Annotated in this window: 7 protein-coding genes and 1 pseudogene; 1 reads left to right on the top strand and 7 read right to left on the bottom strand. The window is 42.8% G+C overall.

Annotated elements, in window-relative coordinates; all coding sequences use genetic code 11:
* Nucleotides 1-191 precede the first annotated feature (191 nt).
* From LG52_RS04645 to LG52_RS04615, 7 genes and pseudogenes are all read right to left on the bottom strand, one after another.
* Nucleotides 192-3,233, bottom strand: a complete 3,042-nt coding sequence (locus LG52_RS04645) for a glycoside hydrolase family 2 TIM barrel-domain containing protein (protein ID WP_044731060.1) — start codon at nucleotides 3,231-3,233, stop codon at nucleotides 192-194.
* Between the two features lie 21 nt (nucleotides 3,234-3,254).
* Nucleotides 3,255-4,079, bottom strand: coding sequence for a carbohydrate ABC transporter permease (locus tag LG52_RS04640; protein ID WP_044731059.1), 825 nt, complete (start codon nucleotides 4,077-4,079; stop codon nucleotides 3,255-3,257).
* Nucleotides 4,072-5,007, bottom strand: coding sequence for a carbohydrate ABC transporter permease (locus tag LG52_RS04635; RefSeq protein ID WP_156133479.1), 936 nt, complete (start codon nucleotides 5,005-5,007; stop codon nucleotides 4,072-4,074). The genes LG52_RS04640 and LG52_RS04635 overlap by 8 nt, the downstream gene beginning before the upstream one ends.
* Nucleotides 5,008-5,233: 226 nt before the next feature.
* Nucleotides 5,234-6,523, bottom strand: a complete 1,290-nt coding sequence (locus LG52_RS04630; RefSeq protein ID WP_044731058.1) for an ABC transporter substrate-binding protein — start codon at nucleotides 6,521-6,523, stop codon at nucleotides 5,234-5,236.
* Between the two features lie 235 nt (nucleotides 6,524-6,758).
* Nucleotides 6,759-8,801, bottom strand: coding sequence for a beta-galactosidase (locus LG52_RS04625; RefSeq protein ID WP_044731057.1), 2,043 nt, complete (start codon nucleotides 8,799-8,801; stop codon nucleotides 6,759-6,761).
* 342 nt (nucleotides 8,802-9,143) lie between these two features.
* Nucleotides 9,144-10,622, bottom strand: a complete 1,479-nt coding sequence (gene tnpC / locus LG52_RS04620; protein WP_044731056.1) for an IS66 family transposase — start codon at nucleotides 10,620-10,622, stop codon at nucleotides 9,144-9,146.
* A gap of 207 nt (nucleotides 10,623-10,829) precedes the next feature.
* Nucleotides 10,830-11,966, bottom strand: a pseudogene (locus tag LG52_RS04615) (IS701 family transposase).
* A gap of 511 nt (nucleotides 11,967-12,477) precedes the next feature.
* Here LG52_RS04615 and LG52_RS04610 point away from each other — a divergent pair.
* Nucleotides 12,478-13,263 (top strand): EcsC family protein, encoded by a 786-nt coding sequence (locus LG52_RS04610; RefSeq protein ID WP_044731055.1) that lies wholly within the window; start codon nucleotides 12,478-12,480, stop codon nucleotides 13,261-13,263.
* Nucleotides 13,264-13,319 lie beyond the last annotated feature (56 nt).

Here is a 13,319-nt window from a genome sequence, read left to right as displayed (position 1 = left end):
GAGACCGAACAACGCTGCTTTCAGAACCATGTATAGGCCTATGAATCGGGTGGTTGTTCAGTCTTCCACCGCGCCTTGTCGTGACAAAGGCAAGCCACAGGCTCGCCTTCGACAGTCGAAAAATGGACAAGCGACTTTTCCGTCAAGGATAATTTCTAAACTTTTTCGTTGCATCTATAATGCTTTTATCGCTAAACTTTATGAATCATAAACTCAAATTCCATGTCTTGATCTGCCTTTATGACGTATTCATCGTGAACTGGGGCGCCCCAACTGTCGTCCCCGCCAACTCCCATTTGTCGACCTGCTACTGTGACAACTGTATAATGAATATTGGGCAGCTCGTAATGATGATTGGCATGTTCAAGTTCAAAAGCTGTGTATGGCGAAAAATTGCATTCCAACGGTTCAGTTACAGAAGAAATTTTGATCCCTTGCCCATTGCAATTAGTTAAACTCACACGGCGCACTCCTGTTCGGTTGCCTGATTCCTGCGGTTTGAGATAGGGCGATACGTTATCTGCTACTTGATTTTGAAAAATTCCAAGTCTTGCCCCCTTCGAGCGGTCAACATAGTTTTCCTCAGGCCCCATTGCATACCACTCAAGTTGGTCATAATCTGCTGGAACCTTGAATGATACCGCAAAAATCGGCATTGGTGGAAGATTCTTGACCCCATGATACTTCGCCTTCACGCGAATGCTGCCATCAGCATAAACAGTATAGCCAATGTTTACTTCCAAGTCAGGATGAATAGAAAATTTATAGGTAAAGATGATGTTTACTTGTGCTATTTCCTCTTTCACATCGACTTTTACACATTTACGCGCCAAACTCGCTGCATACCAAAGCCCCGAATGGAAGTCTTGCGAAAAACCCCGGTCATTATCAGTCGTAGCCCGCCAAAACAATGGTGTGGGAGGGACAGCAATCATCTCCTTCCCTGCGTAATTCATTGAAACTAGACTTCCTACCTGTTTGGAGAACATGATCGTAAAATCTTTGCCGTGCACCCCAATGTTGACATCACCATGGACAACTTTTAACTTTCCGCTAGGAACAACAAATTCCTTAGAACCAACCTGAAATACACACTGCCCGAATGCCACTTCATAACCGGCGTCAGCCCAAAGTGTTTTTTCTTTCAATTTAAATGACGTATGAATGCAATATTCACCTACATCTGTCATCATCCCAGGGGACCAGTTGAACTCGACTCTTTTCTCTTCCTGCGGTGCTACCGCTACATTCAGCTTATTTCGATACAGCTCTCTACCCTCAAAGAATAGGACATATTCTAAATCATATTCACTTGTGTCAGTGAAAAGACTTTCATTTCTAATATTGACACCATATTGATCCGGTGAAAGCTTAAAGTTTTGATAAAGATATTTTACTTCCTGCATCTTCGGCGACAACTCCCGGTTGGCATAGACAATTCCGTTGGTGCAGAAACCGTAATCCGTTGGACGGTCGCCAAAGTCCCCTCCATATGCCAAAAATTCTTTTCCATAACGATCTTTTTTCACAAGGGCTTGATCAATGAAATCCCAAATAAAACCGCCTTGATACATCGGATACTTTTGTTCCAAATCGGTATATTTGTACATCCCGCCGAGCGAGTTCCCCATTGCATGCATATATTCGCAGCTGATATACGGTTTATCCGGATTTTCCGTTAAATATTTTTCAATTTCATGAGGCTTTGCGTACATACGGCTTTCGATATCACTGATGTCATTGTACTCGCGAGCGTGGAATACTCCTTCATAATGGACAAGACGGCTCGGATCGACTGACCGAAAATAGTTGGCGACGTTTAACAGAACTTCCCCGGCATACGATTCATTTCCACATGACCAAATCAGGATGGAAGGATGGTTCTTATCCCTTTCAAACATTGAAATCGCCCGATCCATAACAATGTCTTGCCATTCTCGATTGTTCCCCGGAACATTCCATGTGGGGTCGACATGGCCCATTTTTTGCCACGTTCCGTGCGTTTCCAAATTCATTTCATCAATGACATAGATGCCGTACTCGTCGCATAGTTCATACCAATAGCTTTGATTCGGGTAGTGTGACGTACGGACTGCATTAATGTTATGACGCTTCAACGTTTTAATATCCCAGATCATATCTTCCTTTGTGATTGCCCGGCCTCTTCGGCAATGAAATTCATGTCGGTTAACACCTTTAAATACAATCCGTTTTCCATTAAGGTGCATAACTTTATTGATGATCTCGAATCTTCGAAAACCAACCTTCTGCGGAACAACTTCTACCAATTGGTCAAACTCGTTAAAAATTTGAATATATAGCTTATACAAATACGGTTTCTCAGCGCTCCATAATTCCGGTTCATCGACCGCAATGGAAAATGTCCCCTTTTCACCATCAAGTCCTCCTCCTTTTTTAGCGACAAGGTCGCCTTTCGCATCATACAATTCAGCAATAAACCTAGAGCCGACAGGTACCGGAGACAAAAAGGTAAGGTCCACCGTTAACATGCCTTTTGTATAGGACGAATCCAATTCGGCGCGAACATGTAAATCATAGACATGGATGTCTGGCACTGTATAGAGGTATACATCTCGAAAAATTCCCGAAAAACGCCAAAAATCTTGATCCTCAAGCCAACTTCCGGTGCTGTACTGGTAAACCTCAACCGCCAGCTTATTCTCTCCATCCTTTACAAAAGGTGTAAGTTCAAATTCTGCCGGCGTGAAAGAGTCCTCACTATACCCGACAAACTGCCCGTTCAACCAAACATAAAACGCCGACTCCACTCCTTGAAAGGAAATATACACCGGTTTACCTTTCATCGATTCAGGAAGATTAAAAATTTTTATATAGCTTCCTACTGGATTATAATCCATAGGAACTTTTGGAGGACGAACATCGCAATGACCGTCCCACGGATACATCGTATTTACATACTGAGGAGTTCCATATCCTTGCAACTGAATATGCCCTGGTACGGAAATATCCTCCCAATTTGAACAGTTGAAATCAAGCTGATAAAATTGCGCAGGGCGGCTAGCGGGGTTTTCGGCATAGTGAAATTTCCAAGTTCCATTCAGCTCATAGCGCATTGTCATTGGAATTCCACTTTTCGCTTCTTCCAACGTCTCATAATAAACATGGTCCGAATGGGCAGGCAGGCGATTAACTGCAAACACATGGGGATCCGAAAGCCATTCTAATGTGGGGGTTGTTAATGTTTTTTTCATTATTTTCACACTCCTTAGTCATCATTTTACTGAACCGAGCATCCCGGCAACAAAGTGCTTTTGCATGAAAAAGAAAATCAGCGCCGTCGGCAAGGTAGCGATCACGATAGCGGTCATAATCATTCCAAAGTCCGGAGAGTAGCTCGATCCAAGATTTGATATGAGTAATGGCACCGTCTGATTCTCCGGAGATTGCAAGATGACAAGCGGCCATAAATAGCTGTTCCAGCTCGACATAAACGTTATAATGGCAGCAGCCGCATAGGTTGTTTTCATCGTAGGGACATAAAGCTTGAAGAATATCCCCCACTCAGATAATCCATCAATTCGGCCTGCTTCAATAATTTCCTTTGGGAACATTTTCGTGCTTTGGCGGAAGAAAAAGATGAGAAATGCCGTTGTGACTGTCGGCAAAATGACGGCTGTCATTGTATCAATACCGATACCTGGAAATATCTGTGATATCGTCCCGAACATTCTAAACAAAGGAACCATTAAAGCAGCAAAAGGTATCATCATTGAAAGCAACAAGAAATTGAATACAAAATCTTTTGTTTTGCTTTTAAAAACTTCAAATCCGTAACCAGCCAAAGAGGAGACCAACATTGCGAGTAAAGTTGTTATAATCGCAATTTTCGCTGAATTCATCAATGCATTGACTAGATTAGTGCTATCAAGCAGGTTGCGGAAGTTTTCCATAAAATGATTACCTGGCAATAACCGTCCTTTCGTCACTTCTACTGATTTATTCGTCGCACTAACAACCATCCAAAAAAACGGAAACACAGAAACAATGGATACAATGGTTAAGACAGTATAGTTGAATACGCTTTTGAGATTACTCATTTTTATCACCTGCCACTTTAAACTGAATAATAGAGAAAAATACAATCATAATCACAATCGCATACGAAACCGTTGCTGCATAACCGAAATCAGGGGTATATTTAAAAGAAAGATTGTAGATATATTGAGAAATCGTCATCGTTGCATTTCCCGGCCCCCCTTGTGTAATGTTCATTACTTCATCGAACAGCTGGAGCGTACCGATTGTTGAAGTGATTGATGTAAACAAAATCATGGGTTTTAACAACGGAATCGTAATTTTAAAAAACTGCTGAACTGGCGAAGCACCATCAATTTTAGCCGCTTCATAAATCGAGTGATCGATATTTTGTAGGGCAGATAAGTAAAAAATCATATTATAGCCTGTCCATCTCCACGTAAGGGCAATAATAATGGTCACTTTAGCCCAAAAAGGATCAGCTAGCCAGTTGATTGGTTCAGATATAAGAGAGAATTTCATCAACATAACGTTGATCAAGCCATCTTGACTAAACAAATATTTAAATATGACAGAATACGCAACTAGGGAAGTGACGCATGGTAAAAAAATTGCTGTTCGAAAAAAACCTCTCAGCTTTAGCTTCGGATTATTCAATAATACAGCTAGGAATAAGGCGAGAATAATCATAATCGGAACTTGAATAATAAGATATATCACTGTATTTTTTACGGTTATCAAAAAGGTAGGATCACTAAATAAACGAGCATAATTTCTCAATCCGACAAAGGTTAGATTCGTACCTGAACCTGATTGTAACGAAAGAATTAAGGCCCGAGCCATCGGATAAAAATAAAATGTGCAAATCATAATAGTAGCCAGTATTACAAAAGACCATCCAATTATTGTGTTTTTTATGCGGTGCTTCTGATTAATGTTTCGATCTGTTTTTATTATCAAATCTAGATTCGCTTTTGCTGGCGGAATCAATCTATATCAACTCCTTTATCATATTTGTAATGGAAAGAAACATCTATGAGAGGGGCTTGCTCTCTTATCCAAGCATGAAAACAGCAACACAGAGAATGTGTATTTTCATGGGAGAGCCCCGAACCACTCCGCCTGTAGAACGGTTCTACTATGACAACCAGGAAGGTCAGCGGACTCTCGGGGCTTAATTTTTTATATTTTTCTTAACATAATGAGCGTACCATATTTATTTAACTTGTTGTTCTGCCTGTTTTTGTGCATCTTCCAACACTTTATCAAGATCTTTGCCTTTTAAGTAATCTTGCAACGCAGCTGCTAAAATATCTTCAATCACATACGTATGTGCACCGTAGTTCACCTGAGGAATTTCTTTCATCCATTTGGAGAAATCAGCCGTTATTCTTTGGCCTCCGAAAAACTCATCTGCAGCCTTATAGGCCTCACTATTAGCAGCTGGTTTGTATGTGCCAATTGCTCCAATCTCTTTGTTTAGTGCTTCGTAAAACTCAACATTTGACCCAAACGTTTTAGCTAGAAATTCTGCCGCTTTTTCTTTTCCAGGAATGTTAAGCACATACCAAGAGCTTCCGCCTAGGTTTGTAGCATTAACAGAGTTAGGAATGCCCGACTGTTTCGGAAAAGGAACAACAGCCCACTTGCCGGCTTGAGAAGCTTCAGCTTTAACAGAAGCCGTAATCCAGTTTCCTGTTGGAATGGACGCAACTGCCCCACTATTAAAAGAAGCAACAAATTGACTCCAGTCGGAAATAGGTTTCGATATCCCCGCATTTACAATCTCTTTGTAAGTTCTAAATGCTTCCTTCAGCGGCTCATTGTCTGCCAAATGTGGGGTTACCCCATCTTCTTTCACATACCATGAACCACTAGTTTGAATCATCTCACGAATAATCCCAAGATTTTTAGGATCGAGTGCGAGCATATATTTACCTGTTGCTTGTTTTACCTTTTTCCCGATTTCAATATATTTATTCCAATCCAATCCTTGTAAATCATCAACAGTATATCCTGCTTTTTGTAAATAATCTGTTCTCACGTATAATCCAGCAACCCCTGTATCAAACGGAAGTCCATAGTGTTTACCATTTAAGCTAGTGGGAGCAAGCTTATATTCAGCAAAATCTTCCGCTTTGAAATATTTTGATAGGTCATAGAATGCATCAGGATACGCTTTAAGGAAGCTCTGTGCACGATAGTCTTCAATTAATACGATATTTGGCAACCCTTTTGTTGTGCCAGAACTTAAGCTTGTATTAAGTTTTTGGACGATATCTTCTTGAGCATTTTCAATAATTTTTAGTTTAAAATTAGGATCTTCTTTCTTATAAAACTCTTCTCCAATTTTCATCGCTTTTACGTTGAAATTCGGATCCCACGTCCACACTGTTATTTCATCCGTACTTTTTGTCCCATCTGCAGTCCCATCGGTCTTCGACTGTGAAGAACAAGCCGCTAATAAAAGAATACTTACTAAAAATAGTGACAAAATCTTTTTCAAAGAAAATCCCTCCTGATTTTCTTGATTCTTACGAACTTTTGCTGAAAAGGGGGCTAATTGAGAATATATAGACGAAAAACATACATTTTTCACTGGCTATCTTAATGTAATGAGCCTTTTTCACTAAGATTGCGTAAAATCTAATTTTTCATATATTCATAACTTATGGACGTTATCATCCTATGCATATTATGTTGCCAACTGTCAGAACGATACTTCTCTAAAAACAAGTATTTTAACCAAAAAATTTACTTAAACTTTCAAGCTTTCCGGCTTCATCACGCTCTCTTAACACTGCTACATCAACCCCTTGAATCCTCAATTCACCTCCTCGAAAACATTTCCCATCAATCATATTCTGATATGTTTTATCTTTTGGCAGTGACACTGTCACTTCGTAATCATTATGATTGATAATAATTAAATACTTCCATTCATCAGTCTCTCTTTGTTGCATCTCTACATTTTCAACTACTTCAAGAGCAGGATTAATATGATGTTTAGCGAAAACCTGTTCTAAAAGCCTGCCTAAATAATTACTATTTGGGTGAGTACCGACGTAAATTCCCTCTCCTTTACCGTAGCAGTTACGTGTGACCGCCGGCAACCCTGCATACCAATCCCCCTTAAACGCTGCTAGAGGTTCTGCCCCATCTAAGTGGATTATATCTGCCCACTTCGTGCAATCATACTCCCCATCGTTACTATATATTTTGTTTACCTTTATTTCTGGGTACGGTACAAATTCCTCAACAAAAATCCCCAAAATATCTCGCAAAGGACCAGGATATCCACCAAGATATACACGGTCATTTTCATCCACAATGTCACTGAAGAAACTGACAAGCAAAGTACCACCGTTAGCAACAAATTGCCGTAAGTTTTCGTCTTCTCCCTCTTTAACCATATATAACATTGGAGCGATAACCACTTTGTATTTTGTTAGATCATCAGAAGGTCTCACAAAATCAACAGCAATGTTACGTTTATACAATTCTTTATAATACGATTCCACTATAGAAATATATTTTAGTTTATTGTGAGGTTTAGATCCTAACTCGACCGCCCACCAGTTTTCCCAATCAAAAATGATCGCAACCTCTGCCTTGATTCTAGATCCCACCAAACAGTCCAATTTTTTCAATTCTTTCCCTAACTCTGTAACTTCTGTATAAATCCTATTGTTTTCGTTTAAAAAGTGTGGCACCATTGCACCATGGAACTTTTCAGCTCCTGCTCTACTTTGACGCCACTGAAAAAACATAATACCATCTGCACCACGGGCAATAGTTGCATAACTCCATAAGCGCATTACACCCGGCGGTTTTGGAACATTAATATCACGCCAGTTAACATGTGAGGTTACCTGTTCCATCAAAATAAACGGTTGACCTTTCCTCAAACTACGCATAAGATCATTCATCATGGCGTGCTGGATTGGCAATCCCTCTCTGGGATCAGGATATGAATCCCATGTCACAATATCTACATACTGAGCCCATTGAAAATAGTTTAACGGTTTAAATGGTCCCATGAAATTAGTTGATATCGGAATGTCTGGCGTTACCTCACGTAAAATTTCCCTTTCCGTTAAAAACAATTTAAGGATTGAGTCGTTCATAAAACGGTAGTAATCAAGTTCTTGGGATGGATTAATAAAAGTTGGCACCTTTCTAGGCGGATTAATTTCATCCCAATTATTGTACCGCTGTCCCCAAAAGTTTGTACCCCAACGTTCGTTTAATTCATCGATTGTTTTATATCTTTCCTTCAACCACTTCCTAAACGCAACAGCACAATTCTCGCAAAAACACCGAGAAACATGACACGCATACTCATTATTAACATGCCACATTTTGAGTGCCGGATGTTTTTTATAACGTTCTGCTATAGCCCTTACAAGTCTTTTCATGTGCATAATTAATTGAGGATGATTAGGACAATAATGTTGTCTACTTCCAAACGAAAGAATGACACCGCTTTCATCGATTGGCAAAGAATCTGGATACTTTTTTACAAACCAAGCTGGAGTAGTTGCAGTCGCCGTCCCCAAGTTAATATAAACGCCATGGTCATATAGTATATCTATAACCTTATCTAGCCATCCAAAGTCAAATACTCCATCAGACGGCTCGATTTTACCCCAACTGAAAATGCCTAAGGATACTAAATTCACACCCGCTCTTTGCATCAACCTAGCATCTTCATACCAAATTTTCTCCGGCCATTGCTCTGGGTTGTAATCTCCTCCGTAACAAATTGAGGATAGAATGTTCATATATTCCCTCCTACCTAGATAATTTTTATTTAATTATAAATTTAAGTTAAAATTAGATATTTGTCAACATAAAAATTTTACTAAATATATATATTTTTTTACCCGTGGTGCTAGGTAAGTCTTAGCGCTCAACTAGCCCGAGTGTCATCAGCGAATACGTCAAGGGGATTCTCCTTTCGAAGGTAGGTTGCACTTTCATTAGAAGATCCGCTAGGCAAGGGCTATTTTTATGCTTGCTCAAGCTTATCTAGCACCACGGGTTTTTTTAGTATCCATTCAGCCAATATTCGTGAGATTTTCAGAATCCAGCACCCATAGGGCATTTCCCGTATCGAAAATGCCCTAGGAGGAATGGAGAATCGTTTGGAGAGACTCCCCACTTAGAAGTCGTTGCAACGATTCCCAAACCGGCTTTCCGTGTTTTGGCAGGGTAGAAATGACGCTGCGCATGACACAGAAAGCCTCGGCATCGTCTTCCTGACGAAACGTTCCGGAAATTTTTTGTTTGACTTTCACCATCCGCAAATCGCGCTCGGCTTGGTTGTGGTCAAACGGCACTTCTTTCTTTCGCAGGAAGAGAAGCGCTTCTTGCTTGCGCTTTTCTAGCCGCTGGATGAAATGTTGCGCGTTGCGGGCGCCTTCCTGCTTGCCTTGTCGGCAACGCTCCTCGAGTTCTCGGCGGCCATTCGCTAGAAGCTCGTCGTACACGGCTTCCCAATACCGGACGTCCTCTTCCGGTAGAGCTCCGCCCGCGTTCTCCACCGCCTGTTTCATCTCTAACAGCGCTTCGGTCATCTCTTTCGACCATGAATGGCCGTAAAGTTCGGTATATGCCCGAAGCTCCCGGAGATGATGGGCGTGGCAAAGCGCATGGCTCGCCTCTGTGTACATCGGGTACACCGAATACGCATCGTGTACCATCGTTCCTTTGTACCGTGGCAAGATCCCGATGTCGTCCGTCGCTTGCTTTCCACGAGAGCGATGAAGTCCGTATCGGGTGACCTTGGCAGTGGAAGCCACGTGCACCCATTGGTTCTTTCCGTTCACACGCAAACTTGTTTCATCGACGTGCAACGTCTTGGAAGCGAGCAGCGCCGCGTCGATCTCTTTGATCGCTGCTTCTACCACAGGCAGCCACCGTCTCGTCATGTTCACGACTGTGCCTGCACTTATCGAATGATCCACTAGCGCTTTGACCATCTCCGTGACACGCTCGTACGGGATCAACTGCGCATGATTCCAGTATAAAACAAGGGAAGTGATGGCTGGACCGTATTGGACATGATTTGTGACATAAAAAGGGAACTCCGCCTGCTGGACGAGATGACATTCCGGACACCCCTTTACTTCCCGTTCGTGTTGAGTCACTTCCATGCGAACCACGGGAAGGTCGAACACTTGGCGAATGTCTACTTGAAGCGGAGCAACATGTTCTAGAGAGTGACCACATCCTTTGCATTGGGTCACGCGGTGAAGGACTCGGTGGTCAGGGGTTGGTACTTGGCGGAGCGTCGTTCCTCGGTGCCCCGGCTGCCCTCCCGGCTGTTTTGGCGACGGTTGGCGAGAAGGAGATTTCGCCACAAACCGGTCAGAAGACGGCGGCAAATGGCTATGGGTACTGTTTTTTTTCGTACAGGCTTCTAATTCTGCAATACGTGCTTTCCATTGTTGGGTTTCTTGTCGAAGCCGTTGGTTTTCTTGACGTAGTTGCTCGTTTTCTCGAACGAGTTTTTCAATCGTTTGTGCTTGGCGCTGAATTTTTGCGACCATGCTTTCGAGTGTAAAAACGGCTTGTTGGAAATCAAAAACAACGGTTGCCATCCTTTTCACCTCCCTTGTCTTGGATGGTACTAGTATAGACAAGGGGAACAGAAATAAACCCGATCTCGTAAACTTTTTCTATGTAATGGCTGAACAGTTACTTTTTTTATAAATCACCAACCAAATTACGCGTTATTATATATAACTGTAGTTGAGCAATTTTTATAACAATAATTACCATGTAAAAAGAGACAAACAGGGTACCCCTTATGCCACGTGGAGCTGTGTTTTCACGGCGTCAATAGGAATATTTTGTTTTGCTGCGCTGTAAATGAACTCCACGAGGCTATGTCCTTTTCTCTTGCGCAGGAGATCGAGCCCATCCGAAAAATCACAGTTGGACTCGAACATACTGTACACGTAAGTCAGCTGCACCAAGATCCAATACCGTTTCACCGTCCGACGCCCGCGAACGCGGTACCCATCGAGTTTCAGTTGATCTTTCGCTTGACGAAAGAAACATTCGATTGACCAACGCTCGGCGTAGTAGCGCAAGATGTCTTCATCGCTTAGCTCTCGATCCGTGCTCAAGACGCAGTGAAGATGTTCGGGTGTCATCGGTTGATCGGCTTTCCAAACAAGCAGCACCACCGCATCATCGAGACCGTTGAGCGCTCCTTCGCAGCGATAGACGCGATAGCGCTCTTCTCCCACCGTGACGAGGCGAGTGTCGTCTGGTTCGATGGAGCGGCTCAACTGCTTCGCTTGAACGGCGATGCCGTTCGGATAGAGAATGCGGTTCGTTTTGAGCATCGCGATGACATGGAATCCTTTTTTCAGACAAGCTTTCACGAGCGATTGCGATGGATACCACGAATCCATCAGCACATAAACGGGACGGCGTACATCCAACGAAGAAAGCATCTCGATCGCAAGTTCCCCCTTGCTTTTCCCAACCGCCTTGTCGTAGAGGCGGAACGCAAAGGGAAACGCTTGGGTTGCAGTATGAACCATAAGCCAAACGAGCGAATGTCCCCAGATCGACTTTTTCTCTGTATGAGAATAGTGCTAATCACACCCTTGAATGGTGTGCGTGGCCTGTGACGAAGGCTTCGTTTTTTGGCAAATCGCATCGTCAATCGAAACAAAAAGGGGTTGATTCTCTCGTTTCGCGCTTCGTTCGACGCGACGAAGGATCCACTGCTGGAGTTTGCGAAGCAATGTTTCTTCATCCCACGGACTTTTCGTGAAAAAATGGCTCAGTGTCGTGCGATGATTCGGGTGAAAACTCTCATGATGGAGATCGGTCAGTGTTCCCGAAAAGCCCTTTGTCATCATTGCATCCACGATATGAACGAGATGCTTCATGACTGGTTTCGAGAAATAAAGTGATAACCCTAACATCGTGAAAAAATTGTGGATTCCTTGTGTGCGAATCTATTCATGGGACATGAACCTCCTTGTGGGTAGTTGTAGGCACATCTATTCTAACCAAGGAATCGGGTTCATGTCTCTTTTTTGTTTTGATGTAAATTTATGTTAGTGATTTTGTTCATCTACAGTATATAAGTTGCAATTTTGTTTTACATGGCATTGTTCGCTCTTCTTGTCACCGTGCCAGCTTGTCAGGTGATAAAGCCGGGACATGGAGATCGGAAATTCTTTATTACAACCTATATAGACTCTTACAACGGAAAATTCCACTGTCATCGGCAGGATAAAAATATTCTTCTGTCGAATATCGTGAGTTGAGGCATTTGAGAGTTTAGATATTTTCAGAGAAGATAAAAACAGGATCGAGTTTTTAGTACAATCCTTATTAATGAAACTCTTCTTCATTGATGAAATGTATAAAAAATGCACCTAATCCTCAATCTAAGAACAAGTGATTCAGCAATGTTCGGAGGACAAATCTATGCAGGATACAGTAAAATCGCTAAAACAAGAACTCCAAACCATCATCCAGTGGGAACACTCCCAAAAAAACCTATGGTTTTGGGAAAAGCTCGGCCGCTTGCCGTTTCAAGTGCTCGATAAGCTGACGCCAAAAGCCGTCCATCGAAAACTCGGGCAGCTGCTTGATGAGTTGGGCAGCTATATTCAAAGCGGCGGGCAATACTTGGTGAATGAGGGAAAGGTATTGGACAAGCTTGGCGTATCGTCGCTTGCCGAAGTGCCGTATTTGCCGCTCGAGACGATGGACCGCGTCTGCGATGAATTGATCGATGCGCGCGTCACGTTTGCCCAGCTGCAAGGGGCGGCAACTGGAATTGGCGGGGCGCTGACGCTGGCGATAGACATTCCGACCTTGCTCGGATTGGCGCTGAAAACGCTGCAAGAGATCGCCATCGTGTACGGATACGATCCGAAGGAAAAAGAGGAACGCGTGTTTGCCGTCAAATGCCTGCAGTTTGCCGCAGCGGACATCGTCGAAAAAAAAGCGATCCTAGAGGAGCTCGCTTCGTTTTCCGCAAAGCGCAAACATGTCTTTTCCGAGCTGCAAGGCTGGCGGGAAGTGATGATGACGTTCCGCGATCAATACGGGTGGAAAAAGTTGTTTCAAGCCGTGCCGATCATCGGCGTCATTTTCGGTTCGCTGTTTAACAAATCGTTTATGGAAGATATCGCGGAAACCGGAAAGATGCTGTATCGGAAGCGGCGCATCATCGAGAAGCTCAAACAATTGGAACCCGATGTCTAGGCGACACCGGGTTCGATTCGTTTCGGGCTGGTGCATAAGCTCGAGCGGCAGCACCC

Source organism: Geobacillus kaustophilus (assembly GCF_000948285.1).
Taxonomy (GTDB): domain Bacteria; phylum Bacillota; class Bacilli; order Bacillales; family Anoxybacillaceae; genus Geobacillus; species Geobacillus thermoleovorans_A.
The sequence above is the reverse complement of the archived record's forward strand: the minus strand, read 5'-3'. Positions and strand labels throughout refer to the sequence as shown.

Excerpts from the sequence above, each read along its gene's own strand:
- LG52_RS04645 (WP_044731060.1), bottom strand. The coding sequence starts at position 3,233 with ATGAAAAAAACATTAACAACCCCCACATTAGAATGGCTTTCGGATCCC.
- LG52_RS04640 (WP_044731059.1), bottom strand. The coding sequence starts at position 4,079 with ATGAGTAATCTCAAAAGCGTATTCAACTATACTGTCTTAACCATTGTA.
- LG52_RS04625 (WP_044731057.1), bottom strand. The coding sequence starts at position 8,801 with ATGAACATTCTATCCTCAATTTGTTACGGAGGAGATTACAACCCAGAG.
- tnpC (WP_044731056.1), bottom strand. The coding sequence starts at position 10,622 with ATGGCAACCGTTGTTTTTGATTTCCAACAAGCCGTTTTTACACTCGAA.
- LG52_RS04610 (WP_044731055.1), top strand. The coding sequence starts at position 12,478 with ATGCAGGATACAGTAAAATCGCTAAAACAAGAACTCCAAACCATCATC.